At 68.3% G+C, this 24,001-nt stretch carries 26 protein-coding genes, 1 tRNA gene and 1 pseudogene; 18 read left to right on the top strand and 10 right to left on the bottom strand.

Going from position 1 to position 24,001, the window contains the following annotated elements; translation table 11 throughout:
* Positions 1 to 41: 41 nt before the first annotated feature.
* From FA740_RS10540 to FA740_RS10560, 5 genes are all read right to left on the bottom strand, one after another.
* The gene (locus tag FA740_RS10540; RefSeq protein ID WP_136856730.1) at positions 42 to 992 is read right to left on the bottom strand and encodes a 2-hydroxyacid dehydrogenase; all 951 of its coding nucleotides are present in this window, start codon (positions 990 to 992) and stop codon (positions 42 to 44) included.
* A complete protein-coding gene (locus FA740_RS10545; protein WP_136856731.1) occupies positions 989 to 1,318 on the bottom strand; it encodes a tRNA-binding protein in 330 nt (109 codons plus the stop codon). Before FA740_RS10545 ends, FA740_RS10540 begins: the two co-directional genes overlap by 4 nt.
* Complete coding sequence (gene proC / locus FA740_RS10550; RefSeq protein WP_136856732.1) at positions 1,315 to 2,124, bottom strand: pyrroline-5-carboxylate reductase; 810 nt, start codon at positions 2,122 to 2,124, stop codon at positions 1,315 to 1,317. Before proC ends, FA740_RS10545 begins: the two co-directional genes overlap by 4 nt.
* Position 2,125: 1 nt before the next feature.
* Positions 2,126 to 2,629 (bottom strand): type III secretion system chaperone family protein, encoded by a 504-nt coding sequence (locus tag FA740_RS10555; protein ID WP_136856733.1) that lies wholly within the window; start codon positions 2,627 to 2,629, stop codon positions 2,126 to 2,128.
* A gap of 114 nt (positions 2,630 to 2,743) precedes the next feature.
* Positions 2,744 to 2,938 carry a hypothetical protein gene (locus tag FA740_RS10560; RefSeq protein ID WP_136856734.1) on the bottom strand — a complete coding sequence of 65 codons (195 nt, stop codon included), beginning with the start codon at positions 2,936 to 2,938 and terminating at the stop codon, positions 2,744 to 2,746.
* 242 nt (positions 2,939 to 3,180) lie between these two features.
* On the opposite strand from FA740_RS10560, the gene cobD reads away from it, so the two are divergent.
* Positions 3,181 to 4,143, top strand: coding sequence for a threonine-phosphate decarboxylase CobD (gene cobD, locus FA740_RS10565; RefSeq protein ID WP_136856735.1), 963 nt, complete (start codon positions 3,181 to 3,183; stop codon positions 4,141 to 4,143).
* Here the strand turns inward: cobD and FA740_RS10570 are convergent.
* The gene (locus tag FA740_RS10570) at positions 4,140 to 4,436 is read right to left on the bottom strand and encodes an alkylphosphonate utilization protein (protein ID WP_136856736.1); all 297 of its coding nucleotides are present in this window, start codon (positions 4,434 to 4,436) and stop codon (positions 4,140 to 4,142) included. The two genes, cobD and FA740_RS10570, sit on opposite strands and share 4 nt — an antisense overlap.
* A 137-nt stretch (positions 4,437 to 4,573) precedes the next feature.
* On the opposite strand from FA740_RS10570, the gene FA740_RS10575 reads away from it, so the two are divergent.
* From FA740_RS10575 to FA740_RS10595, 5 genes are read left to right on the top strand one after another with little or no spacing between them, the layout of a single operon-like run.
* On the top strand, positions 4,574 to 5,038 hold the full coding sequence (locus FA740_RS10575) for a hypothetical protein (RefSeq protein ID WP_136856737.1): 465 nt from the start codon (positions 4,574 to 4,576) through the stop codon (positions 5,036 to 5,038).
* A 55-nt stretch (positions 5,039 to 5,093) separates the two neighbouring features.
* Complete coding sequence (gene ppk2, locus FA740_RS10580; protein WP_136856738.1) at positions 5,094 to 5,996, top strand: polyphosphate kinase 2; 903 nt, start codon at positions 5,094 to 5,096, stop codon at positions 5,994 to 5,996.
* A gap of 12 nt (positions 5,997 to 6,008) precedes the next feature.
* Positions 6,009 to 6,881 carry a PhzF family phenazine biosynthesis protein gene (locus tag FA740_RS10585; RefSeq protein WP_136856739.1) on the top strand — a complete coding sequence of 291 codons (873 nt, stop codon included), beginning with the start codon at positions 6,009 to 6,011 and terminating at the stop codon, positions 6,879 to 6,881.
* Positions 6,878 to 7,171: a DUF1330 domain-containing protein gene (locus FA740_RS10590; RefSeq protein ID WP_136856740.1), complete on the top strand. Its 294-nt coding sequence runs from the start codon at positions 6,878 to 6,880 to the stop codon at positions 7,169 to 7,171. Before FA740_RS10585 ends, FA740_RS10590 begins: the two co-directional genes overlap by 4 nt.
* Positions 7,172 to 7,203: 32 nt before the next feature.
* Positions 7,204 to 7,656, top strand: a complete 453-nt coding sequence (locus FA740_RS10595) for a tellurite resistance TerB family protein (RefSeq protein WP_136856741.1) — start codon at positions 7,204 to 7,206, stop codon at positions 7,654 to 7,656.
* Positions 7,657 to 7,668: 12 nt separating this feature from the next.
* On the opposite strand, the gene FA740_RS10600 is transcribed toward FA740_RS10595, so the two are convergent.
* The 4 genes from FA740_RS10600 to FA740_RS10615 all read right to left on the bottom strand — a co-directional run bounded on the left by FA740_RS10600 (position 7,669) and on the right by FA740_RS10615 (position 10,283).
* Positions 7,669 to 7,745: transfer RNA gene (locus FA740_RS10600), tRNA-Arg, on the bottom strand.
* 54 nt (positions 7,746 to 7,799) lie between these two features.
* Positions 7,800 to 8,540, bottom strand: coding sequence for a calcium-binding protein (locus FA740_RS10605; protein WP_136856742.1), 741 nt, complete (start codon positions 8,538 to 8,540; stop codon positions 7,800 to 7,802).
* 85 nt (positions 8,541 to 8,625) lie between these two features.
* Positions 8,626 to 9,123, bottom strand: a complete 498-nt coding sequence (locus tag FA740_RS10610) for a GNAT family N-acetyltransferase (protein ID WP_277355203.1) — start codon at positions 9,121 to 9,123, stop codon at positions 8,626 to 8,628.
* 29 nt (positions 9,124 to 9,152) lie between these two features.
* The gene (locus FA740_RS10615) at positions 9,153 to 10,283 is read right to left on the bottom strand and encodes an aminotransferase class V-fold PLP-dependent enzyme (protein WP_136856744.1); all 1,131 of its coding nucleotides are present in this window, start codon (positions 10,281 to 10,283) and stop codon (positions 9,153 to 9,155) included.
* A 138-nt stretch (positions 10,284 to 10,421) separates the two neighbouring features.
* Between FA740_RS10615 and FA740_RS10620 the strand changes: the two genes are divergently transcribed.
* The 12 genes and pseudogenes from FA740_RS10620 to FA740_RS10680 form a co-directional block, all read left to right on the top strand.
* Entirely contained in the window at positions 10,422 to 11,129 is a 708-nt protein-coding gene (locus tag FA740_RS10620) for a type 1 glutamine amidotransferase (protein WP_136856745.1), read from the top strand.
* A complete protein-coding gene (locus tag FA740_RS10625) occupies positions 11,126 to 12,481 on the top strand; it encodes a glutamine synthetase family protein (protein WP_136856746.1) in 1,356 nt (451 codons plus the stop codon). Before FA740_RS10620 ends, FA740_RS10625 begins: the two co-directional genes overlap by 4 nt.
* Positions 12,478 to 13,773, top strand: a complete 1,296-nt coding sequence (locus FA740_RS10630; RefSeq protein WP_136856747.1) for an NAD(P)/FAD-dependent oxidoreductase — start codon at positions 12,478 to 12,480, stop codon at positions 13,771 to 13,773. Before FA740_RS10625 ends, FA740_RS10630 begins: the two co-directional genes overlap by 4 nt.
* A gap of 122 nt (positions 13,774 to 13,895) precedes the next feature.
* On the top strand, positions 13,896 to 14,273 hold the full coding sequence (locus FA740_RS10635; protein WP_136856748.1) for a hypothetical protein: 378 nt from the start codon (positions 13,896 to 13,898) through the stop codon (positions 14,271 to 14,273).
* Entirely contained in the window at positions 14,270 to 17,083 is a 2,814-nt protein-coding gene (locus tag FA740_RS10640) for a response regulator (protein ID WP_136856749.1), read from the top strand. The genes FA740_RS10635 and FA740_RS10640 overlap by 4 nt, the downstream gene beginning before the upstream one ends.
* Positions 17,084 to 17,085: 2 nt before the next feature.
* Positions 17,086 to 18,090: a GGDEF domain-containing protein gene (locus FA740_RS10645; RefSeq protein WP_136856750.1), complete on the top strand. Its 1,005-nt coding sequence runs from the start codon at positions 17,086 to 17,088 to the stop codon at positions 18,088 to 18,090.
* 172 nt (positions 18,091 to 18,262) lie between these two features.
* On the top strand, positions 18,263 to 19,861 hold the full coding sequence (locus tag FA740_RS10650; RefSeq protein WP_136856751.1) for an ABC transporter substrate-binding protein: 1,599 nt from the start codon (positions 18,263 to 18,265) through the stop codon (positions 19,859 to 19,861).
* Positions 19,862 to 20,932 (top strand): ABC transporter permease, encoded by a 1,071-nt coding sequence (locus FA740_RS10655; RefSeq protein ID WP_136856752.1) that lies wholly within the window; start codon positions 19,862 to 19,864, stop codon positions 20,930 to 20,932.
* 5 nt (positions 20,933 to 20,937) lie between these two features.
* Positions 20,938 to 21,852: a nickel transporter permease gene (gene nikC / locus FA740_RS10660; protein ID WP_136856753.1), complete on the top strand. Its 915-nt coding sequence runs from the start codon at positions 20,938 to 20,940 to the stop codon at positions 21,850 to 21,852.
* A complete protein-coding gene (locus tag FA740_RS10665; RefSeq protein WP_136856754.1) occupies positions 21,849 to 22,688 on the top strand; it encodes an ABC transporter ATP-binding protein in 840 nt (279 codons plus the stop codon). Before nikC ends, FA740_RS10665 begins: the two co-directional genes overlap by 4 nt.
* A gap of 1 nt (position 22,689) precedes the next feature.
* Positions 22,690 to 23,481 (top strand): ABC transporter ATP-binding protein, encoded by a 792-nt coding sequence (locus FA740_RS10670; protein WP_136856755.1) that lies wholly within the window; start codon positions 22,690 to 22,692, stop codon positions 23,479 to 23,481.
* A gap of 301 nt (positions 23,482 to 23,782) precedes the next feature.
* Positions 23,783 to 23,986 (top strand): annotated as a pseudogene (locus tag FA740_RS10680) (transposase); the annotation flags it as partial.
* Positions 23,987 to 24,001: the final 15 nt, after the last annotated feature.

Consider the following 24,001-nt stretch of genomic DNA (forward strand, 5'->3'; position numbering starts at 1 on the left):
AGTTCATATGAAAGACCAACGTCCGGGGCGCCTTGGGGTTCCTATCCGACGGCATCCGGCAGCTCGGTGCCATCAATGAAGGCCTGCAGGTTGGCCAGCGCACGCAGACCCATCCGCGTGCGCGTGTCATCGGTGGCGGTGCCTAGATGCGGCAGCAGCGTGGCGTTCGGCGCCGCCAGCAACGCCTGCGGTACGTGCGGTTCCTGGGCATAGACGTCCAGCCCGGCCCCGGCGATCGTGCCCGTGGTCAGCGCCGCGATCAGCGCCACCTCGTCGACCACATCGCCGCGCGCAATGTTGACCAGCACGCCCCGCGGCCCCAGGGCGCGCAATTCCTCCGCCCCGATCAGGCTGCGCGTGCCCGCGCCCCCCGGCACCGCCACCACCGCCACGTCGCAGACCGCCAGCATGTCACCCAGCCCCGCGATCTGTCGCGCCGGAACATCCAGCCCCGTCACGGTCGAGCGGCTGAAGAACACGACCTCCATCCCGAACCCGTGGTGACAGCGTCGCGCGATGGCCTGGCCGATGCGGCCCATGCCCACGATGCCGACGGTGCGGCCCGACATCTCTGCGCCCAGCAGCTGTGTCGGGTTCCAGCCGGTCCATTCGCCCGCGCGCAGGATGCGTTCGCCTTCGGATGCGCGGCGCAGGGTCATCAGCATCAGCGTCAGCGCGATGTCTGCCGTGGCGTCGGTCACGACATCGGGCGTGTTGGTGACCCCCACCCCCGCCGCCCGCGCCGCCGCCACGTCGATATGGTTGAAGCCCGCGCCGAAATTGGCCAGCAGGCGACAGCGCACATCGCCGCGGAACGCCTCGGCCGTGAAGGCGTCGCCCAGGGTCGGGATGATCGCGTCATGATCGCGCATGGCCTGGGCCGCCTGATCGGGGGTCAGGGGGGTGTTGGTGTCGCGAAACGTCGCGTCGCAGGCGGCGCGGATGGCAGCCGTGGCGCGGTCGGTCATGGGCCGGGTGACCAGGACCTTCAATACAGCCTCCCGCCATTGGGGACCGGCTGGTCCGGGCGGATCAGCACCACCTGATCGTCGGGGTCGGGGACGCCCAGGACCAGCACCTCGGACATCACCGGGCCGATCTGGCGCGGCGGAAAGTTCACCACGCACAGCACCTGCGTGCCGATCAGCGTCTCGGGGGTGTAATGCCGGGTGATCTGAGCCGACGAGCGCCGCTCGCCCAGATCGCCCAGATCGACCCACAGCTTGATCGCGGGCTTGCGCGCCTCCGGAAAGGGTTCGGCGCGGGTGATGGTGCCCACGCGGATATCGACCTTGAGGAAATCGTCAAAGGTGATCATGCGCGCCCCAGCTCCCGCCCGCGTTCGGTGGCGGCGGCGACGGTGCGCACCATCAGCGGCGGCAGGCCGTGATCGGCGTCCATCAGCACCGCCAGCCCCGCCGCCGTGGTCCCGTTGGGCGAGGTCACGTTGCGGCGCAGCACCGCCGGGTCCTCATCGGCATGGACGGCCAGCGCGCCCGCCCCGGCCACGGTGGCGCGGGCCAGCTCCAGCGACAGCTGGGGCGACAGGCCCTGCGCCTCGCCCGCGGCGGCCATCGCCTCGATCAGGTGGAACACATAGGCCGGGCCGCTGCCCGACAGGCCGGTGACGGCGTCCATCTGGCCCTCATGCTCCAGCCGGACAACGCGGCCCACGGCCCGCATCAGCGCCTCAGCCAGGTCCAGATGCGCGGGCGTGGCGGCCCCGTTACCGATCATCGCAGAGATGCCCTGCCCGATGGCCGCGGGCGTGTTCGGCATGACGCGGATGACGGGCGCGCCGGGAAACGCCGCCTCGAAGGTCGCGATGGTCGTGCCCGCCGCGACCGAAATCACCAGGCTGTCCGACAGGTCCGGCATCGCGGCCAGCGCGTCGCCCATCATCTGCGGCTTGACCGCCAGCACCACCACCGCGGGATCGCCCGGCAGGTCCGCATCCACCCGCAGGCCCCGGTCCTGCCATTCGGGTGCCAGGTTCGGGTCCAGCACCGTCACCGCACCGGGCTCCAGCCCCTGCGCCAGCCAGCCCTGCAGCATCGCGCCGCCCATGCGGCCGCAGCCCACCAGGACCAGCCCGCGCCGGTTGATATCGTGAAATTGCGTCATGTCAGGCCCGTCCGTAGGTTTCGCCCAGCGCGATCTCCAGCGCGGCGGCGGGGGTGGTGTCGCCCCATCCCGCCAGCTGGAACGAGGGATAAAAACGTTCGCAGGCGGCCAGCGCCGCCCCAATCATCCGGTCCACCTGCTCGGGCAGCGCGATCGCATCGCCCGCAAGGACCAGTCCATAGCGCCAGGCCATCAGCCGCTGCGGCCCCCAGAAGGCAAAGCCGCCGTCCCAGACCTGATCATTGGCCAGGTTCAGCACCTCATACAGAGCGGGCAGGCGCGCCGCGGGCGGGTCCAGATCAAAGGTGCAGATCAGGCGCAGCACCTCGTCGCGCGCGGACCATGCCAGGGTCAGCGAATAGCTGCGCCATTGGCCCTCGACCACCATGGCGATCTGGTCGTCCGCCAGGCGGTCGAAATCCCAGTCGTGATGGGTGGCCACGGCCTCGACGATGTCGATGGGGTGGATGTCGTCGCTGGCGATGAAGGAATCGGTCTGCGTCATGGCCTGCCTCCGGCATGGAATATGGGGTGGCCACACAACACCGGGCGTCGGCAGCCACGCCGCTTACCACATATCGTGGTCGTTCTTGCAGGTCGTGTAAAGCGCGAAACGCCCTTAGCCCATCGCCAGCCGCCGCCGGTCGATCAACTGGTCCCACAACGCGGGAAAGTCCGGATCGGGCGCCATCGCCCGGCGCAGCATCAGCGGATAGGCCAAGACATACGGACGCGCGGCATCAGGGCGGGTGCTGGCGAAAGAGCGTTCGGCAAGCCCGGTCAGGATATCGTCCGGCGCGACCGCGGCGACCATTTCTGGCGTGAAAGAACTGCGTGCGGCAGAACACGATCCGGCGCCAGTACCGCGACAGGTCTGGCAGCAGCATCCGAAAGAACGAATCGCCAACGATCGGCAGGGTCCGGTCGCTGTCCGCATTCGGACTGACTATGCGCGGTCTGGCACCGCGCACACGGTGCCGCCACGCGAAAGCCTGCGGGCGATTGCGCGGGGGGCGCGGCTGGCCTAGCAGGGGCGGGATCATCGAGGGGGCACGCATGGCACGCGATCACGGCGGAAATCTGGACGCGGCGCAGGCGCGATTCGGCGCGGGCGACTGGATCGACCTGTCCACCGGCATCAACCGCCAGCCCTGGCCCGTGCCCCCGCTGTCCGAGGCCGCGTGGCGCGCCCTGCCGACGCAGGCTGCGTCAGATGCGTTGGTGCGGGTGGCGGCGGCGTGGTTCGGCTGCGCGCCCGACCGGGTGCTGCCGGTGGCGGGGGCCACGGCGGCGATCCAGCTGCTGCCGCGCCTGCTGCCTGCCGGCCGCGCGGCGGTGATCACGCCCAGCTATAACGAACATGCCGCCAGCCTGACCGCCGCCGGATGGCAGGTCACCCCCGCCCCCGACCTGACCGCGATGGAGGGGGCCGATCTGGCCGTCGTCGTGAACCCCAACAACCCCGACGGGCGCGAATGGACGCCCGCGCGGCTGCGCGCTTTGGCGCAACGCGTCGACTGGCTGATCGTGGACGAGAGCTTTGCCGATCCGCGCCCGGACCTGTCGCTGGCCCCGGACCTGCCGGACAATGTCATCGTGCTGCGCAGTTTCGGCAAGTTCTGGGGGCTGGCCGGCCTGCGCCTTGGCTTTGTGCTGGCCGCCCCGGACCTGCTGGCGCGGCTGCGCGAGGCGGCGGGCCCCTGGTCGGTCGGCGGCCCCGCGCTGGAGATCGCGACCGCCGCCATGGCCGACCGGACCTGGGCCGACCAGACCGTCACCTATCACAGCGAGGCCAGCCTGAACCTGGACCGCCTGGCTGCCCAGGCGGGGTGGCGGCCCCTGGGGGGCACGCATCTGTTCCGCCTGTACGACACCCCGGACGCTGTGGCCGAACAGGACCGCCTGGCCCGCGCCCACATCTGGACGCGACGGTTTCCCTATTCCGACCGCTGGCTGCGACTTGGGGTGCCCGGCAACCGCGCGGAATGGGACCGGCTGACGGCGGCGCTGCGGGACTAGCGCTTGCGCAGGAACTCGGTCCGCAACACCAGGCCGCGGATGCTGTCATGGCGGCAATCGACCTCGGCGGGGTCGGCGGTCAGGCGGATCGACCGGATCACGGTGCCCTGCTTGATCACGCTGCTGCTGCCCTTGACCTTGAGGTCCTTGATGACGACGACCTGGTCGCCATCGGCCAGGGGCGTGCCCGCGCTGTCGCGCACGATGCCCGCGGCCTCGGCCTCGGCGGCGATGTCGGCGGCGGGGCGCCATTCGCCGCTGGCCTCGTCATAGACATAATCATCATCGGCCATGGCATCGCCCCTTTGCGGCTGGCGGCATCTGCCGCACCCCCCCGGCTTAGGCCGCGCCACCGCCCGGCGCAACCGTGCAGCGGGCACTGGCGTGCCGCCGGGCCTGCGGGCATGATGGCGGGCAAAGGATGCGCCCGATGACCCGACTTGCCCTGATCCTGCTGATGCTGGCCGCGCCTGCGGCCCTGGCTGACGCGCCGCTGGTGGTGCTGGACCGCACACAGCTGCCCTTTGACCTGGGGCCGGGGCATCCGGCCAACAACCCGGCGCGCCCGGGCAACGCCCCCCATGCGGCGTGGAATTCTGCCGGCAACACTGCGAATGCCGCGACCACCCCCGGCAACCGCCCCACCGACCGCGTGAACGAGGGGCGGGTGATCTTCACCGCCGATGGATCGGTGGTGGGCTATTACGCGCCCAATGCGGGGGGCGTGCTGAACCTGTTCGACCTGACGGGGCGGCGCATCGCCTATCGCCCGGCGCGGGGCACGCGCAGCCTGTTCACGATGCAGGGCGCGTGGTGCGGCACGGTGGACGGGCTGCGCGACGGCGGCATGGTGCTGGCCGTGACGCCCGATTGCGCGCGCCAATTCTCACGCTGACATCGGGCCGTCACAATCCCGCCCTAGACCGCAGCAAGCCCATTCGGAGACGCAGATGAACGACTACAAGGACTGGCTGGAAGCCGAGCTGCAGGAGACCCTGGACGAGGAGATCGAGCTGGAGCTGGAGGACGCCGTCCTCTCTGCCGAGATCCGCCGCATCTATCGCAGCCACCATCCCGACCAGCTGGACCGCGGGGTCTATTTCCGCGAGCTGCTGCGCCTGCAATCCGAACTGATCCGGCTGCAGGACTGGGTCAGCCACAACAACGAACGCGTCGTGGTGCTGTTCGAAGGCCGCGATTCGGCGGGCAAGGGCGGCGCGATCAAGCGCATCACCCAGCGGCTGAACCCCCGCGTGGCCCGCGTCGTGGCCCTGCCCGCCCCCTCGGACCGCGAAAAGACGCAATGGTATTTTCAGCGCTATGTCCCCCACCTGCCCGCCGGCGGAGAGATCGTGCTGTTTGACCGCAGCTGGTACAACCGCGCGGGCGTCGAACGGGTGATGGGTTTCGCGACCGAGGACCAGGTCGAACAGTTCTTTCAGGACGTGCCGGAATTCGAACGCATGCTGGTGCGCTCGGGCATCCGGCTGGTGAAATACTGGTTCTCGATCACCGATGAGGAACAGCAGATGCGGTTCCAGATGCGCATCCACGACCCGCTGAAACAGTGGAAGCTGTCGCCCATGGACCTGCAGTCCCGCATCCGGTGGGAGGCCTATACCAAGGCCAAGGAGGACATGTTCGAGCGCACCAACATCCCCGAGGCGCCCTGGTACATAGTGCCCGGCAATGACAAGCGGCGCGCGCGGCTGAACTGCATCGACCACCTGCTGGGCCTGATCCCCTACGGGGAGGTCGATCACGAACAGATCACCCTGCCCGACCGCGTGTTCAACCCCGATTACGAACGTGACGTGGTCCCGCGCGAGCTGTATGTCCCGCAGAAATACTGATGCGGGGGCGTCATGCTGGAATTCCATGTCTATGACGTGTTCACCGACCGGGCCTTTTCCGGCAATCCGCTGGCGGTGGTGACGGGTGCGGACGGCCTGAGCGGGCGGCAGATGCAGACCATCGCGCGCCAGTTCAACCTGTCCGAGACGATCTTTGTCATGGCACCCCGCGACCCGGCCCATGCCGCACGGGTGCGGATCTTCCTGCCCTTGGCCGAGATCCCCTTTGCGGGCCACCCGACCATCGGCTGCGCGCTGCACCTGTCGCCCCGTGACGGCGATCTGGTGCTGGAGGAGGAGGCCGGGCCGGTCCCGGTGACCATCCGCGACGGGCTGGCGGAATTCGCGGCGCCCGTGCTGCCGGAATGCGGCGCGGCGGTGGACCCTGCCGTGGCGGCCGCCGGGCTGGGGCTGGACGGGGCGCAGGTGGGCTTTGACCGCCACCGCCCGATGCTGGCGCAGGCGGGGCCGGGTTTCGTCATGGTGCCGCTGCGCGATGTGGCGGCGCTGGCGCAGGCCCGCCCGCATGGTGCCGCTTTCGAAGCGCTGAGCGCAGGCCCCGGCAAGGTCTATTGCTATGCGCCCGACCCCGACCTGCCCCCCGGCACCGGGTTCCGCGCGCGCATGTTCGCCCCCGCCAACGGGGTGCCAGAGGACCCCGCCACCGGGTCCGCCACCGCCACGCTGGCCGCCCCCCTGCTGGCCGCGGGTGTCCTGCCCGAGGGAGAGACCCGCCTGTCCCTGCGCCAGGGAATCGAGATGGGGCGCCCCGCGCGGTTGGGCTTGCGCATCACGGTGCGCGGCGGCAGTCTGGCGCAGGTCTGCGTGTCGGGGCGTGCGGTCCCGGTGGCGCAGGGCCGCATCGCCGTCCCGGAGGACCGATGACCAAGGCCTATTGGATCGCCCATGTGACGATCGACGATCCCGACGCCTACGAGGCCTATCGCGCAGCCAATGCCGCGCCCTTTGCCCAATATGGCGCCCGGTTTCTGGTGCGCGGCGGCGCGCAGCAGGTGGTCGAGGGGCAGTCCCGCCCCCGCAGCGTGGTGATCGAGTTTCCGTCCCTGCAGGCCGCGCAGGACTGCTATCACAGCGCCGGTTACCAGGCGGCGCGCGCGCTGCGCGAGCCGGTCTCTGCCGCAGATGTGATCATCGTCGAGGGATGGCCCGGCTAGACCCCTGTGCGCCGGGCGGGCATGGTGGCGGGATGTTCATGGATCTTCTGTCCCGCCTGATGGGCGACACCCCCACGCCCATCGACAGCGACGACGCCGAGCTGGCGATTGCCGCCCTGCTGGTGCGCGTGGCCCGCGCCGACGATCATTACGACGATGACGAACGCAAGCGGATCGAACGCGTGCTGTCGCGCCGCGGCCTGTCCGCCGATCAGGCCGCCACCCGCCGCCTGCAGGCCGAGGTGCTGGAGGCCGAGGCCAGCGACACCGTTCGCTTTACCCGCCAGATCAAGGACCGGATCGCGCTGGAGGACCGCTGCGACGTGCTGGCCGGGTTGTGGGAGGTCGCCTATGCCGATACCCGCCGCGGCCAGGACGAGGACAGCCTGATCCGGCTGGTCGCGGGCCTGTTGGGCATTCCCGACCGCCGCTCGGCCCAGATCCGCCAACAGGTGCTGCGCCGGATGGGGCTGCCCCCGGAATAGACGGTGGATGGGTGGCGATCCCGGGACGACTCGAACGCCCAACATCCTGATTAGAAGTCAGGTGCTCTATCCAGTTGAGCTACGGGACCGTGATTCCCCTGATAGCGCGTCACCCGACCCTGCGCAATATCGGGCCCTGCGGCCTAGAACGGCAGCTGTTCCTGCGTCAGCAGGCGCACGGCCAGCTGTTCGGCGGTGAAGTTCCCGTTCAGCACCAGCGTCTGGCGATCACCCAGCAGGACCTGGGTGGTCTGGCTGGCCTCGTCAAAGCGCACGGTGATCAGCGGCGGGTTCTCGGGGTCGAATTCGGCATAAAGTGTCAGCTGATCATCGGCCGGATCGAAATCCGAAATGGTGGCCGGCCCGCCCTCGGGCGTCAGGATCAGATTGAAGCTGTCCTGCCCGCTGCCGCCATCCGCGATATCGTCGGGGGTGAAGAACAGGAAATCGTTGCCCTCGCCGCCCGACAGCGTCTCGGCGCCGCCGCGGGTCCAGATGGCCTCACGGTCCAGGCGGTCGACGCTGATGATGTCATCGCCCGCACCGCCCAGCAGCACATCGGTGCCGCCGCCGCCCGCCAGCGTGTCATTGCCGTCGCCGCCCTCCAGCGTGTCGCGGCCGGTATTACCGGCCAGCGCGTCATCGCCCCCCAGGCCGATCAGCCGGTCGTTGCCCGCCATGCCGGACAGGATGTCGTCACGCTCGGTCCCCTCGATGACCTCGTCGGCATCGGTGCCGATGCGGGTGATGCCGGGGTCGCGGTCGTCGTCATCCGCGCGGTCGTCGTCATCGTCGCTGCCGAACATGTCGAAGGGGTCGGCATACAGCATGGTCAGCCCGCCAAAGATCAACCAGTTGGCGATGAACGCCCATTCGTAACCCATGCACCACCTCGATAGCCGTCACGCGACCGCAGTCACCGTCAGCCTTAGCGCGCATCGCGCACCAGTCGATCGGCTTGGTGAGGCGCTATAGCATCAGAGTCATGAACACCGAGTTAGGGTCGGCGCGATACTGACCGAAAGGCGGGCATTCGGTGAACCCCTCCCGCGCATAAAGACCGCGCGCGGCGATGAAACCGGGCTGCACGCCCGTCTCCAGCGACAGTCGCCGATGGCCCGCCAGACGCGCCTGATCCAGCATATGGCGCAGCAGCATCCGCGACACGCCCCGCCCGCGCTGTTCGGTCAGGACATGCATGGATTTCAGTTCGGCATGCCCCTCGCCCAGGTCCTTCAGCGCGCCCATGGCGACGGGGCGGCCCGCGTCCCGCACCACGAAAAAGGCGATGGCGGAGTCGGCCAGCGCCTCCTTGGGCATGGTGTGAACGGATTCGGGGGGCGTGTCGGCATGCATCTCGGCGGTGTGGCGCTGGAACAGCAGGTCAAGATCCGCGTCCAGCGGGCTTTCCAGATCGATCGTCAGCGTCATGGCATGGTCCTGTTCGGGAAGACGTGTCCCGCGCAGTAGCCCGCCATGACGTGTACGTCAAAGGGTCAGCGCAGCACCTGGTCCAGCACCGGCGACAGCCGCGCCATCGTGCCCTCGACATCGCGCAGCTTGTCCAGCCCGAACAGTCCGATCCGGAAGGTCGAGAAATCGGCCCCTTCGTCGATGGCCAGCGGCACGCCCGCCGCGACCTGGGTGCCAAGGGCGGCAAAGGCGCGGCCCGACTTGACCTCTGGGTCGTCGGTATAGCTGACGACGACGCCCGGTGCCTGGAACCCCTCGGCCGCGACCGACCGGATGCCGCGTGCGGCCAGATCGTCCCGGACCGCGCAGCCCAGCCGCCATTGCGCGTCGCGGGCGGCGGCAAAGCCCATCGCGCGGGTCTCCTCCATCGCGTCGCGCAGGCCCAGCAGGGCATCGGTCGGCATGGTCGCGTGATAGGCGTGGCCGCCGTCCAGATAGGCCTGCATGATCGCGCGCCATTTCTTCAGGTCCAGCGCAAAGCTGTCGCTGGCGGTCGCCTCCAGCCGTTCGGCCGCGCGGTCGGACAGCATGACCAGACCCGCGGCGGGCGATGCCGACCAGCCCTTTTGCGGGGCAGAGATCAGCACGTCCACGCCCGTGGCCTGCATGTCGACCCAGATCGCGCCCGACGCGATGCAGTCCAGCACCATCAGCGCGCCGACCTCATGCGCGGCATCGGCCAGGGCGGTGATATAGTCGTCGGGCAGGATCAACCCGGCCGAAGTCTCCACATGCGGGGCAAACACCGCGTCGGGGCGCGTCTCGCGGATGCGGGCCACGACCTCGTCGATGGGGGGCGGCGCATAGGCGGGCTGGGGCGTGTTGCCCTGGGGCCGGGCCTTGACCACGGTGACCTCGCGCGCGAAGGCGCCCGCGTCGAAGATCTGGCTCCAGCGATAGCTGAACCAGCCGTTCCGCACGATCAGCGCATGCGCGTCGCGCCCGAACTGGCGCGCGACCGATTCCATGCCGTAGCTGCCGCCGCCCGGCACGATCACCACCTGCGCCGCGCCATAGACCTCGCACAGGCCCGCCGACAGGTCGCGCATCACCTGCTGAAAGCGTTTGGACATGTGATTCAGGGACCGGTCGGTGAACACGACCGAGAATTCGTCGAGGCCCTCGGGGTCGATTTCGGGGCGCTGATGGGGCATGGGGCATCCTTTCCGTTTGGGCGCAGCCTAACGCCTGCGGGGCGGTCCGGCCAGACCGCCAAAAGCCGCAAACGCCCCCCTTGCGGCCCCCCCTGCGGGGCGACTAGGCTTTGGTCACAAGCAACATCAAGGTTTTTCATGCGGATCGGCATCCTTCAATGCGGCCAGTCGCCGGCGCAGCTGAAGCCGGACTTGGGCGACTATCCGGACATGTTCATGCGCCTGCTGGACGGGCGCGGTTTCGACTTCACCACCTGGCATGTCGAGGAGATGGCGTTTCCCGACGATATCCACGACGCCGACGGCTGGCTGCTGACCGGTTCGCGCCACGGCGCATACGAGGATCACGCCTTCATCCCGCCGCTGGAGGATTTCATCCGCCGCGCCCATGACGCGGGCGTGCCGATGGTCGGCATCTGCTTTGGCCACCAGATCATCGCGCAGGCCCTGGGCGGCACGGTGGTCAAGCATCCCGGTGGATGGGCCGTTGGCGCGCAGGATTACGATTTCGGCGGCCAACCCGTCACGCTGAACGCCTGGCACCAGGATCAGGTCGTGGCCCTGCCGCCCGGTGCGCAAGTCGCGGGCCGCAACGCGTTCTGCGAGAATGCCGCGCTGATCTATGGCGACCGGGCCTTTACCGTGCAGGCGCATCCGGAATTCGGCGACGATTTCATCCAAGGACTGATGGACACCCGCGCCAAGGGCGTCGTCCCGGACGATCTGCTGGCCGCGGCTTCCGCCCGAATGGGGCAGGCCGATGGCGCGTCCCTGCTGGCCGAGCGGATCGAGGCCTTCTTCAAGCAACCCCGCGCCCTGGCGCGAGCCGACAAAGGTGCCGCATGAGCGACTGGACCGAGAAACTGCCCCAGGCCGCGCGCGACTTCATGGCCGGGCGCCGCCTGGACGAGGTTGAATGCATCGTGGCCGACATGGCGGGCGTGGCTCGTGGCAAGGCAATGCCCGCGTCGAAATTCGCGCGCCAGAACCAGTTCTATCTGCCCAATTCAATCTTTTTGCAGACGATCACCGGGGAATGGGCCGACAACCCCTCGGGGGCGTTCACCGAACCGGACATGGTGATGGTGCCAGATTATTCCACCGCCACCGCCGCGCCCTGGACGGCGGACTGGACCATACAGGTCATCCATGACGCTACCGACCAGCAGGGCAACCCCATGCCCATCGCGCCGCGCAACGTTCTGAAACGCGTGGTGCAGTTGTATCGCGACAAGGGCTGGAACCCGGTCGTGGCGCCCGAGATGGAGTTCTTTCTGGTCGCCCGGAACATCGACCCGAACCAGCCGATCATCCCGCCCATGGGTCGCACGGGGCGCAGGGCTGCGGCGAAACAGGCCTATTCCATGTCGGCGGTCGACGAATACGGGAAGGTCATCGACGACATCTATGACTTTGCCGAGGCGCAGGGCTTCGAGATCGACGGCATCCTGCAAGAGGGCGGCGCGGGCCAGGTCGAGATCAACCTGAACCACGGCGACCCCGTGGCCCTGGCCGACGAGATTTTCTATTTCAAGCGGCTGATCCGCGAGGCCGCGCTGCGCCACGACTGCTTCGCGACCTTCATGGCCAAGCCCATCGAAGGCGAGCCGGGCAGCGCGATGCATATCCACCACTCGATCACGGATATCGCCACCGGCCAGAACATCTTTTCCGACGACAGGGGGCGCGAGACGCCGGCCTTCCTGCATTTCATCGCCGGGATGCAAAAGCACCTGCCCGCGGCCATCGCCCTTCTGGCACCTTATGTGAACAGCTATCGCCGCTATGTCCCGGATTTTGCGGCGCCCATCAATCTGGAATGGGGCCGCGACAACCGCACCACCGGCCTGCGCGTGCCGATCTCGGGGCCCGAGGCGCGGCGGCTGGAGAACCGGCTGGCGGGCATGGACTGCAACCCTTACCTGGGCATCGCGGCGTCGCTGGCCTGCGGCTATCTGGGCCTCTTGGAGGCAGAGAACCCGCGCGCCGAATGTCTGGGCGACGCCTATATGTCGCGGGACGAGCTGCCGTATAACCTGGGCGACGCGCTGGACCTGATGATGGACAACGAGGCGATGCGCGGCGTTCTGGGAGAGGAGTTCACCGCCGTCTATGAATCTGTCAAGCGCAACGAATACAAAGAGTTCCTGCAGGTCATCAGCCCTTGGGAACGCGAACACCTGCTGCTGAACGTATGAACCTGCTGCATCTGAACGACCGGCCCGGCGCCTATCCGCCCAGCCTTTACGCCGACCAGTGCGGCCCGCAGCCCGACCTGCCCCCCCTGCGGGGCGAGGCGCGGGCGGATGTGGCGGTGATCGGCGCGGGCTATACCGGCCTGTCGGCGGCGCTGCATCTGGCGCGGCGGGGCCTGTCGGTGACGGTACTGGAGGCGCAGCGCGTGGGTTTCGGCGCGTCGGGCCGCAACGGCGGCCAGATCGGCTCCGGCCAGCGCCAGGAGGTCGACTGGCTGGAGGCGAAGCTGGGCCGCGACATGGCCCGCCGCCTGTGGGACCTGGCCGAAGAGGCCAAAGCCGCCGTCCGCGCCATCGCGGCCGAGGCCGGTGTTCCGGTCCGCGACGGCATCGCCCATGCCTGCCGCACGGCGGCCGAGGTCGACCACGCCCGCCACATCGCTGACCATCTGGCGCGCCATTACAATTACGATCTGGTCACCGCGCTGGACCGTGACGGCATGACTGCGGCGCTTGGCAGTGCGGCCTATGTCGGCGGCGATCTGGACCGGGGGGCGGGGCATGTGCAGCCGCTGGCGCTGACCCTGGGGATGGCGCGGCTGGCACGCGATGCGGGCGCGGTGATCTTTGAGCGCAGCCAGGTCACCGGCCTGACCCATGGCGCGCCCAGCACCATCCGTACCGATCAGGGCGTGCTCCGGGCCGATCACGTCATCCTGGCCTGCAACGGCTATCTGGGCGATCTGGACCGGGGCGTCGCCGCGCGGGTGATGCCCATCAACAACTATATCGTCACGACCCCGCCGCTGGACGACCACCCCGAGATCCTGCCGGACCGCATCGCGGCGGCGGACACGAAATTCGTGGTGAACTATTGGCGGCTGGACGATGAACGGCGGCTGGTCTTTGGCGGCGGAGAGACGGTGACCTATCGCTTTCCGCGCGACATCGCGGCGGTGGTGCGCCCCCATCTGCTGTCGGTCTATCCGCAGCTGCAGGGCGTACCCCTGACCCATGCCTGGGGCGGGACGCTGGCGATCACGATGAACCGGATGCCGTGTTTCGCCAGGCCCGCGCCGAACTGCCTGTCGGCCAGCGGCTATTCCGGGCACGGCGTGGCGGTGGCCACCCTGGCGGGACGGCTGATGGCCGAAGCCGTGGCAGGCCAGGCCGAACGGTTCGACGCGATGGCCGCCGTCCCCACGCGGCCCTTTCCGGGCGGCGCGGCCCTGCGCAAGCCGCTGCTGGTGGCGGGCATGGCGTGGTTCGGGCTGCGCGACCGCCTGGGGTTCTGACCCCCCGGATCGCCGCTGCAACGGCCAAACAGATCAAACTGGATATTCTTGCATTCGACCGGTCGAGGGACTGGCGGCGCCCGCATGGCTAATCTGGGGCCTTGCAGATGGGACAGGGCAAGATGGCACCCAGAATCACGGCGATGACGGACAAGGCGGCGCAAGGTCACCCGCGCGATGGCGTCCTGGCCTTTCTTCCGGCTTTGGTGCTTGCGCTGGCGGGGCTGGCGGCGCTGTCGGGCCATGCGCTGATGCGCGGCGGTGCCAGCGGTCAGTATCTGGTCCTGATGCGGCCCGGACTGCCCGACGCGGTGGTCATGGACATGGTCTATCGCGCGGGCGGCGGGGTGATGGCCTTTGGCTGGCTGCCGGGCGCGGTCCTGACCCTGTCCGACCAGCCTGATTTCCCCGACCGGATACGCCACGCGGGGGCTTGGGGCGTCCTTGCCGCACCGGGCAACTTGGGCTGTGCCGCCCCGGCCAGAGGGGGGGCGGCATGAACGTCGAACTGAACGCGCTGCGTGCCCGTTATGGCCGGATGCTGGTCACGCTGCTTTGGGCGCATGTGCCGGTCATCGGGCTGGCGGCGCGGTGGGTGGGCAGCATGTCGCCGCTGGTCGCGATGACGGCGGCGGCGGTCCTGGCCGCGATCTATCAGCTGACATGGCACTGGAAACGGACCGCGCCAGTCACCCGCAACATCGCCGCCGTCGTGCTGGTGGCCGAGCCCGCGCTGTTCCTGCTGGTCTTCGAGGGCCACGCCTGGCAGATGGACATGCACATGTATTTCTATGCGGTGCTGGCGCTGAGCCTGGCCTGGTTCGACCGTGCCGCGCTGATGATCAGCGCGGCGGCGATCACCGTGCATCATCTGGTGCTGTTCTATGTGCTGCCCGGTGCGGTCTTTTCGTCCGATGGCGATCTGGGGCGGGTGCTGCTGCACGGCGCCATCGTGGCGTTCCAGACGATCGTCCTGATCTGGGTCAGCGACAAGGTGGTGCAGTCTTTTGACCGCATCGGCCGGATGAGCGATGAGATCGTCGCGAAAAGCGCCGCCCTGGAGGAGCGCACCCGCGAGGCCGAGGAGGCCAACCGCACCAAGAGCATGTTCCTGGCCAATATGAGCCACGAGATCCGCACCCCCATCAACGCGATCCTTGGGTTCTGCCATCTGGTCCAGCGCACCCCGCTGGAGCCGCACCAGCGCGAGCATGTCAGCCGCATCAGCACGGCGGGCGGCGTCCTGCTGCGGCTGATCAACGACCTGCTGGATTTCTCCAAGAACGAGGCCGGGGCCCTGACGCTGGAAAGCCGCCCCTTCGATCTGCGATCCGCCCTGTCCTGCCAGGTCCAGCTGGTGGCCGAAACCATGGCAGAGCGCAACCTGACCCTGCGCCAGGAGCTGGCCCCGGACCTGCCCGAGGTGGTGGTCGGCGACGAGCTGCGCCTGAATCAGGTGCTGCTGAACCTGCTGAGCAACGCCACCAAGTTCAGCCGCGACGGAGAGATCGTCCTGTCCGCCCGCCTGGCCGAACGCGACGGCGACACCGCCCGGATCGAGGTGTCGCTGCGCGATTGCGGCATCGGCATGACGCCCGACCAGATGGCGCGGCTGTTCACGCCCTTCACGCAGGCCGACAGCTCGACCACGCGGCGGTTCGGGGGAACCGGGCTGGGGCTGGCGATCTGCCGCCAGATCGTCGAGCAGATGGACGGCTGGATCCGCGCGGACAGCACCCCGGACCAGGGCAGCACCTTCACCTTTTCCGTGCGGCTGGCCGTGGGCGACGCGGCGCTGGCCGACAGCGCCCTGCCCTGCACCGCCATTCGCGCACTGCGCATTCTGATCACCGATGACAGCCCCATCGCATTGAAGATGCTGGAGGAAGCCTTTGCCCGCTGGCAGATGCGCGTCACCGTGGCCGCGTCTGGGAGGGCCGCGCTGGACATGATCAGCGCGGCCGATCAGCGTGGATCGGCATACGACCTGCTGATCCTGGACTGGAAGATGCCGGACATGGACGGGCTGCAGACGCTGCGCGCCCTGCGCGGCATGGGGCTGCGGCGCGTACCGGCGGCGATGGTGATGACCGCCCATGGCGTCGATGCCGTCATGCACGAGGCTGCCGGAGAACGGATCGACCTGTTCCTGGCCAAGCCGATCAATGCGCGCAGCCTGATTGACGCGCTGCGTCAGCTGCCGGGCCTGGCCGAGCGGCATCTGGCGGCCAGCGTGGTCGACATGCCCGCGACCAAGGCCCCGCCGCAGGTCCTGGCAGGCCGCCACGTCCTGCTGGTCGAGGACAACCCGATCAACCGAGAGATCGCCGTGGCCCTGCTGGCGGATGCGGGCCTGCAGGTCGACTGCGCCGAAAACGGGTTGATCGCCTGTCAGATGATCGAGGCGGGCACGGTCGATTATGGCGCGGTGCTGATGGACATGCAGATGCCCGAGATGGACGGCCTGACCGCCACCCGCCGCATCCGCCGGACGCACAGCCCGCAGGACCTGCCCATCATCGCGCTGACCGCCCATGCCTATGATTCCGAACGGCAGGCCTGCTTGGAGGCGGGGATGTGCGACCACCTGACCAAACCCGTGGACCCCGTGCAGCTGGTGACGGTGCTGGCACGCCATATCCGCCCGGCGCGCGTCGCCCCCCTGCCGCCGGTGGCGCCCGCCCCCATCGCGGCGGATGGCGCGCTGCCAGACATGCTGCCGCCGTTCGACATCCCGGCCGCGCTGCTGCGGGTAAACGGCAAGCGCGCGCTTCTGCGGCGGCTGATCCTGTCCTTTGCCCAAGGCAACCGGGATGCGGTGGTGCAGATCCGCCGTCTGGTCGCCGAAGGCCGGACCGAGGACGCGCATCGCGCCGCCCATACGCTCAAGGGTGTGGCTGCCTCGCTGGAACTGCCCGACGTCGCGACGCTGGCCGGCCGGATCGAGGCTGCCTTGGCGCAGCCGGACGGACAGGCGCTGGACCCGATGCTGGACGCGCTGGATGCTGCGCTGTGGCCCGCGATCGCGGCTGCGGACAGCCTGACGCAGCCTGCCCCGCCGGCCACGCATGCGCAGGCACAAGCCGACCCCGCCCTGCTGGGGCAACTGCGCAGCCAGCTGCACGATCAGGTGCGCCGCCGCAGCATGGCCGCGCGCGGCGCCTTTGACGCCCTGGCCGAGGCGCTGCAGCTGGACCCGGCATTGCGAGGTGACCATCCGCTGCGACAGGCGCTGCTGCGCCTGGACTACGCGGCGGCGGATGCCCTTCTGGACACCCTTCCCTCCGACCACCGACAGCCGAGGAGCTGATCATGGACGATCGCCCGACCATTCTGGTCATCGACGATGAGCCTGCCAATATCGAGATCGTCTCGGCCGTGCTGGAGGACGATTACGAGATCTGTTTTGCCCTGTCGGCCGAACAGGCGATCCAGGTGGCCCATGCCGCCCGGCCCGACCTGATCCTGCTGGATGTCGTGATGCCCGGCATGGATGGCTATCAGCTGTGCCGGATCTTCAAGGCCGATCCGCTGCTGTGCGACGTGCCGGTGATCTTTGCCACCGCCCTGGGCGATGACGAGGCAGAGCTGCGCGGCCTGGCGGTCGGTGCCATCGACTATGTGACCAAGCCGATCCGCCCCGCCACCTTGCTTCGGCGGGTGCGCAACCACGTCCAGATGAAGCGCATGCGCGATCAGCTGACCGAACAGGCGCTGCGCGATCCGCTGACGGGTCTGGGCAACCGGCGCATGCTGGAACGGCGGCTGCAGGCGGAGCTGCACCGGCAGGCGCGCGAGGGCGGGCTGATCGCGGTGCTGATGCTGGATATCGACCACTTCAAGGGGTTCAACGACAGCTATGGCCACCCCGAGGGCGACCGCTGCCTGCAGGCGGTGTCGGCCAGCCTGGCGCAATGCGTGCGGCGGTCCGGCGACCTGTGCGCGCGCTATGGAGGAGAGGAGTTCGCCTGCATCCTGCCCGGCACCGATCTGGACGGCGCCCTGAGCGTCGCCGAGGCGATGCGCGCAGGCGTCCAGGCCCTGGGCATCGCGCATCGCGCGTCGCAGGTCGCGCCGGTGGTCACGGTCAGCATCGGCGTCGCCTCGGGGCGCTGCGACATGGGCGGCGACAATGGCTTCTGGCTGACCGGGGCCGACCGGATGCTGTATCGCAGCAAGCTGGCCGGGCGGAACCGGGTCAGCGGGCAGGCGATGACCACCGAACCCGATGCCCGCGGTCGCAGCCAGTGCGCGCCCGATGGCAGCCACGCCCCCGCCCCCGCACCGCCACCTGGCGGAGAGGCCCGCACCGGCTGAGCCGGACATCCGCGGACGATGCCGGTCGTTTCATGGGCAGTCGCGGCCCCGGACCCGCAACGGCACCGGGCCTGCCACGGTGGGGCTTGCAAGCGTTGCGTCGCTGCGTCAGGCTGCACGTTGTGCAACCCTGCATCAAGGCGGGGACCACTCAACGACGGGGAAGATCCACATGACATTTCATCTGACCACGCGCGCCCTGCTGCTGGCCTCCGCACTTGCCCTCAGCCCTGCGGCCTGGGCGGAAACGCCCGCGGACACGTTGGTGGTGGCCCATACCATCGACGACATCATCAGCCTGGACCCGGCCCAAAGCTTTGAGTTCGCGGGCAATGACGTCAACAACAACACCTATGACCGGCTGGTCGATTTCGACCCGCTTGACCCGGATGCGGGATTCCAGCCCAGCCTTGCGACCGCGTGGGAGGTGTCCGAGGACGGCCTGTCCATCACCTTCACCCTGCGCGAGGACGTCACCTTTCATTCCGGCAACCCGCTGCGCGCCGCCGACGCGGCCTGGTCGCTGCAGCGCGCGGTCAAGCTGGACAAGACCCCGGCCTTCATCCTGACCCAGTTCGGCTTCACCGCCGACAACGTCGACCAGATGATCACCGCCGACGGCAACACCCTGACGCTGACGCTGGACCAGCCCTATGCGCCGTCCTTTGTGCTGAACTGCCTGACCGCGAACATCGCCAGCGTCGTCGACATGGAGACGGTCATGGCCAACGAGGTCGATGGCGACCTGGGCAATGCCTGGCTGTCCACGAACGAGGCGGGCTCGGGCGCCTATGTCCTGGCCGCCTGGCGTCCGAATGAGCAGGTGCAGCTGACCGCCTATGAGGAGTATTGGCAGGGCGCCCCGGAGATGAAGCGCGTGATCGTGCGCAACGTGTCGGAATCCAGCGCGCAGCGGCTGCTGCTGGAGCAGGGCGACATTGACGTGGCGCGCAACCTGACGCCCACTGACGTGGAATCCGTGGCGGCGGTCGAGGGTGTCAGCGTTCAGGACGAACCGCGCGGCCGCATCCTGTACATGGGCCTGAACCAGAAGGACGAGCTGCTGTCCAACCCCGCCGTCATCGAGGCCATGAAGCATCTGGTCGACTATGAGGGCATCACTGGCAGCTTCCTGAAGGGTCAGTTCGTCACGCATCAGACCTTCCTGCCCCTGGGCTATCTGGGCGTGCTGGAGGAGCAGCCCTGGACCTATGACATCGAAAAGGCCCGCCAGATCCTGACCGATGCCGGGATCGAGGGCGGCACCATCACCACCCGCGTGCGCGACCTGCGCGAATATATCGACGTGGCCCAGACCCTGCAGGCGTCGATGGCCCAGGTGGGACTGACGCTGAACATCGAACAGATGACCGGCGCGCAGGTGCTGGACGCCTATCGTGCGCGCGAGGTGCCGATTTTCCTGGGCGAATGGGGGCCGGACTATTCCGACCCGAACACCAATGCCGCGACCTTTGCCTTCAACCCCGACAACAGCGACGAGGCCGCCGCCGTGGGCCTGCTGGCCTGGCGCAACGCCTATGAGGTCCCGGCCGAGATGAACGAGGCCACCGTCGCCGCCACCCTGGAACAGGATGCCGATGCCCGCGCCGCGCTGTATCAGGACATCCAGCGCCAGTATCAGGCCGAGGCGCCGATCGTCCCGCTGTTCCAGCGCATCGAACAGGTCGGCCTGCGCGACGGCGTCCAGAACTGGTGGAGCGGCGGGGCGATCTCGTCGGTCATGTATCGTCAGGTGACGAAGGGCGAATAAATGGCCCTGACCGATCCGACCGGCGCCGCGACCCAACCGTCGCGGCGCCGCGCCCTGACCCGCAGGCGCGCGCGCAGCGTGGCGGGCACGGTCCTGTCGCTGGCGCTGACCCTGCTGGGGCTGCTGCTGGTCACCTTTGTCATCGGGCGGGTCATGCCGATCGACCCGGTGCTGAAGGTCGTGGGCGACCGCGCCACCCAGGCCCAATACGACGCCGCCTATATCGCGATGGGGCTGGACCAGCCGCTGATCGTGCAGTTCCTGTCCTATGTGGGCGACGTGCTGCGCGGCGATTTCGGGCGATCCATCTCGACCGGGCAGCCGGTGGCGCAGGACATCGCCCGCGTCTTTCCCGCGACGTTCGAGCTGGCGGCCCTGGGCACGTTCATCGGCGTCGCGATCGGGGTGCCGTTGGGCGTGATCGCAGCGGCGCGGCGGGGCGGCATCATCGACCAGATCGCGCGGGTCGTGGCGCTGGTCGGCTATTCGATGCCGATCTTCTGGCTGGGGCTGATGGGGCTGCTGGTCTTTTACGGGATGCTGGGCTGGGTCGGAGGACCGGGACGGCAGGGGATCCTGTATGACGGGATGGTGCCGAACGTGACCGGCATGATCCTGGTGGACAGCCTGCTGGCGCGGGACTGGGCCGCATTCCGCGATGCGTTTTCGCACATCATCCTGCCGGCCAGCCTGCTGGGCTATTATTCGCTGGCCTATATCAGCCGCATGACGCGCAGCTTCATGCTGGAGCAGCTGTCGGCGGAATACATCACCACCGCCCGCGTCAAGGGCCTGTCCGAACGCGCGGTCATCTGGGGCCACGCCTTCCGCAACATCGCGATCCCGCTGGTGACGGTCATCGCGCTGTCCTTCGGCTCCCTGCTGGAGGGGTCGGTCCTGACCGAGATCATCTTCAGCTGGCCGGGTCTGGGCAGCTACATCACCCGTGGTCTGCTGTCGGGGGACATGAACGCGGTGCTGGGCGGCACGGTCGTCGTCGGCGTCTGCTTTGTGCTGCTGAACCTGTTCAGCGACATCCTGTACCGTTTCCTTGACCCGAGGTCGACATGAGCGCGATGACACGCCCCCCGGAGAGCCGGCGCGACTGGCTGCTGTCCGACGCGCCGCAGACCCGCCGCCAGGCGCGGCTTGGCGCGATCTATCAGGGCTGGCTGACCTTTCGTGCCAACAGGCTGGCGATGGTCGGGCTGATCGTGCTGGTGGTGCTGATCGGCATGGCGATCCTGGCGCCGTGGATTTCGCCGCAGAACCCCTATGCGCAGAACCTGGCCAACCGGCTGCAGCCGCCATCGGCCGCGCATTGGCTGGGCACCGACGCGTTGGGGCGCGATATCCTGTCCCGGCTGATCCACGGGTCGCGCATCACGCTGTTCATCGTGGGCACGGTCGCGCTGATCGCGCCGGTCATCGGGTTGCTGATCGGCACGGTCGCGGGGTTCGCCGGGGGCTGGGTGGACCAGGTTCTGATGCGGGTGACCGACATCTTTCTGGCCTTCCCCAAGCTGATCCTGGCGCTGGCCTTTGTCGCGGCCCTGGGGCCCAGCATCGGCAACGCGGTTCTGGCCCTGGCGCTGACCGCATGGCCGCCTTATGCCCGCTTGGCCCGGGCCGAGACTCTGACCATCCGCAACGCCGACTTCATCGCCGCCGCGCGTCTGCAGGGGGCGGGGCGGCTGCGCCTGCTGATCCGCCACATCTGGCCACTGTGCCTGTCGTCCCTGATCGTTCGGGTGGCGCTGGACATGGCGGGGATCATCCTGTCGGCGGCGGGTCTGGGCTTTCTGGGCTTGGGTGCACAGCCGCCGCTGCCCGAATGGGGCGCGATGATCAGCGACGGGCGAGGCTATATCCTGGACTTCTGGTGGGTCGCCGCCATGCCGGGTATCGCGATCTTTCTGGTGTCGATGGCCTTCAACCTGCTGGGTGACGGGCTGCGCGATGTGCTGGACCCCAAGGGAGACAAGTCGTGACCGAACCCCTGTTGTCCGTGCGCGATCTGCGCGTCACCTTTCCCACCCGTCAGGGCGAATTTCAGGCCGTGCGCGGCATCGATTTCGACCTGGGCCGCGAACGCCTTGGCGTGGTGGGCGAAAGCGGGTCGGGCAAGTCCATGACCGGCCGCGCCATCCTGGGCCTGGTCCGCCCGCCCGGCCGGGTCGAGGCCGCCCGGATGGAGCTGGAGGGCCAGTCCATCCTGAACCTGCCCGACCGCCAGATGCGTGCCATTCGCGGCGGGCGTATCAGCATGGTCATGCAGGACCCCAAATTCAGCCTGAACCCGGTGATGACCGTGGGTCAGCAGATCATCGAGGCCTATCGCCTGCACGCCCGCGCGCCCCGCGCAGCCGCCCGCGACAAGGCACTGCAGATGCTGGAGGCCGTGCAGATCCGCGACCCTGAACGGGTCATGGACAGCTATCCCCATCAGGTATCGGGCGGCATGGGCCAGCGCATCATGATCGCCATGATGCTGGCCCCCAACCCCCAGATCCTGATCGCGGACGAACCCACAAGCGCGCTGGACGTGTCGGTCCGGACCGAGGTCCTGCACATCATGGACCGGCTGGTCCGCGACCGGGGCATGGGGCTGATCTTCATCAGCCACGACCTGAACCTGGTCGCGCAATTCTGCGACCGGGTGCTGATCATGTATGCGGGCCGCGTGGTGGAAACGCTGCCTGCGCGCGATCTGCACCGCGCGCAGCACCCCTATACCCGCGGGCTGCTGAACAGCCTGCCGCGGCTGGATGCGCCGGTGGACCGCCTGCCCGTGCTGGAACGCCAGGACAGCTGGAAAGGGCTTTGACATGCTGAACGTCGACGATCTGAGCGTCTGGTTCGGACAGGCCCCGGACCGGGTCACTGCGGTCCACGACGCTACCTTTGACGTGGCACCGGGAGAGAGCTTCGGTCTGGTGGGCGAAAGCGGGTCGGGCAAGTCCACGATCCTGCGCGCCATCGCCGGGCTGATCCCCGGCTGGTCCGGGCGCATCGCGGTCGACGGTCAGGCGCAGGCCGGCGACCGGCGCGACCGGGCGTTCTTTCGCACGGTCCAGATGGTGTTCCAGGACCCTTATGCCAGCCTGCATCCGCGCCATTCCGTGGATGCCGTCCTGGCCGAGACCCTGCGCCTGCAGGGCATGGACCGGATCGACCAGCGCATCGTCACGCTGCTGGACGACGTGGGTTTGGGCCGGGGGTTCCGCTTCCGCTATCCGCACCAGCTGTCCGGAGGACAGCGTCAGCGCGTGGCGATCGCCCGTGCCCTGGCCGCTGAACCGCGCCTGCTGCTCTTGGACGAGCCGACCAGCGCGCTGGATGTCAGCGTCCAGGCCGAGATCCTGAACCTGCTGGCCGACCTACGCGAGGAACATGGGCTGACTTACTTGATGGTCAGCCATGACCTGTCGGTGATCGCCCACATGTGCGACCGTCTGGCGGTCATGCAGCAAGGCCGCATTGTCGAGATCCTGCCCGCCGCCCGCCTGCGACAGGGCCAGGGCTCCACCCCCTACACCACGCAACTGATCGCGGCATCTGCGGGCTACAAGGCCGAAGTTGCGCGACCTTTGAGGTGGCCCCCGAAAACTGGACACTGACGTAAGCTCCGCTTTGCTATCTGCTGATCTTCACCACGAAGGAGATCTATGATTTCGAAACGAAGGCAGCATCCCCCTGCGTTTAAGGCGCTGAAAGGCGAGGCGACGGTGTCGGAGCTGGCGAGCCGGTTCGGCGTGCATCCGACGATAATCAATCAGTGGAGTTGGGAGGATCAGAAAACGATCCAGTGAATCGTTTTCCCGACCAACGCGCTGCTGAATGGCTCGGTAATCGCCCCCGAAAGTAAGGGGCTGCATAAGTAGAAGTTTCTCGGCAAGATGAACGAGGAGATTTTGAACGAAGGCAAGCAGATACACTGAGGCTCAGATCCTTGCGATCCTGCGGCAGGCCGAAGGTGGTGTGCCGGTGGGCGAGCTGTGCCGGGCGCATGACATGAGAAGCGCGTCGTTTTACAAATGGCGGGCGAAGTATGGCGGCATGGATGCGTCCTTGATCAGCCAGATGAAGGCCATGGAAGAGGAGAACCGGCGGCTGAGGCGGATGTAAGCGGACCTCAGC

The sequence above is a fragment of the Paracoccus hibiscisoli genome (assembly GCF_005048265.1).
In the GTDB taxonomy this organism is placed as follows: Bacteria; Pseudomonadota; Alphaproteobacteria; order Rhodobacterales; family Rhodobacteraceae; genus Paracoccus; species Paracoccus hibiscisoli.

Excerpts from the sequence above, each read along its gene's own strand:
- FA740_RS10545 (WP_136856731.1), bottom strand. The coding sequence starts at position 1,318 with ATGATCACCTTTGACGATTTCCTCAAGGTCGATATCCGCGTGGGCACC.
- FA740_RS10615 (WP_136856744.1), bottom strand. The coding sequence starts at position 10,283 with ATGCCCCATCAGCGCCCCGAAATCGACCCCGAGGGCCTCGACGAATTC.
- FA740_RS10620 (WP_136856745.1), top strand. The coding sequence starts at position 10,422 with ATGCGGATCGGCATCCTTCAATGCGGCCAGTCGCCGGCGCAGCTGAAG.
- FA740_RS10625 (WP_136856746.1), top strand. The coding sequence starts at position 11,126 with ATGAGCGACTGGACCGAGAAACTGCCCCAGGCCGCGCGCGACTTCATG.
- ppk2 (WP_136856738.1), top strand. The coding sequence starts at position 5,094 with ATGAACGACTACAAGGACTGGCTGGAAGCCGAGCTGCAGGAGACCCTG.
- FA740_RS10635 (WP_136856748.1), top strand. The coding sequence starts at position 13,896 with ATGGCACCCAGAATCACGGCGATGACGGACAAGGCGGCGCAAGGTCAC.
- FA740_RS10575 (WP_136856737.1), top strand. The coding sequence starts at position 4,574 with ATGACCCGACTTGCCCTGATCCTGCTGATGCTGGCCGCGCCTGCGGCC.
- FA740_RS10590 (WP_136856740.1), top strand. The coding sequence starts at position 6,878 with ATGACCAAGGCCTATTGGATCGCCCATGTGACGATCGACGATCCCGAC.
- FA740_RS10595 (WP_136856741.1), top strand. The coding sequence starts at position 7,204 with ATGTTCATGGATCTTCTGTCCCGCCTGATGGGCGACACCCCCACGCCC.
- cobD (WP_136856735.1), top strand. The coding sequence starts at position 3,181 with ATGGCACGCGATCACGGCGGAAATCTGGACGCGGCGCAGGCGCGATTC.
- FA740_RS10650 (WP_136856751.1), top strand. The coding sequence starts at position 18,263 with ATGACATTTCATCTGACCACGCGCGCCCTGCTGCTGGCCTCCGCACTT.
- FA740_RS10560 (WP_136856734.1), bottom strand. The coding sequence starts at position 2,938 with ATGGTCGCCGCGGTCGCGCCGGACGATATCCTGACCGGGCTTGCCGAA.
- FA740_RS10630 (WP_136856747.1), top strand. The coding sequence starts at position 12,478 with ATGAACCTGCTGCATCTGAACGACCGGCCCGGCGCCTATCCGCCCAGC.
- FA740_RS10645 (WP_136856750.1), top strand. The coding sequence starts at position 17,086 with ATGGACGATCGCCCGACCATTCTGGTCATCGACGATGAGCCTGCCAAT.
- FA740_RS10670 (WP_136856755.1), top strand. The coding sequence starts at position 22,690 with ATGCTGAACGTCGACGATCTGAGCGTCTGGTTCGGACAGGCCCCGGAC.
- FA740_RS10640 (WP_136856749.1), top strand. The coding sequence starts at position 14,270 with ATGAACGTCGAACTGAACGCGCTGCGTGCCCGTTATGGCCGGATGCTG.
- nikC (WP_136856753.1), top strand. The coding sequence starts at position 20,938 with ATGACACGCCCCCCGGAGAGCCGGCGCGACTGGCTGCTGTCCGACGCG.
- FA740_RS10585 (WP_136856739.1), top strand. The coding sequence starts at position 6,009 with ATGCTGGAATTCCATGTCTATGACGTGTTCACCGACCGGGCCTTTTCC.
- FA740_RS10655 (WP_136856752.1), top strand. The coding sequence starts at position 19,862 with ATGGCCCTGACCGATCCGACCGGCGCCGCGACCCAACCGTCGCGGCGC.
- proC (WP_136856732.1), bottom strand. The coding sequence starts at position 2,124 with ATGACGCAATTTCACGATATCAACCGGCGCGGGCTGGTCCTGGTGGGC.
- FA740_RS10570 (WP_136856736.1), bottom strand. The coding sequence starts at position 4,436 with ATGGCCGATGATGATTATGTCTATGACGAGGCCAGCGGCGAATGGCGC.
- FA740_RS10605 (WP_136856742.1), bottom strand. The coding sequence starts at position 8,540 with ATGGGTTACGAATGGGCGTTCATCGCCAACTGGTTGATCTTTGGCGGG.
- FA740_RS10555 (WP_136856733.1), bottom strand. The coding sequence starts at position 2,629 with ATGACGCAGACCGATTCCTTCATCGCCAGCGACGACATCCACCCCATC.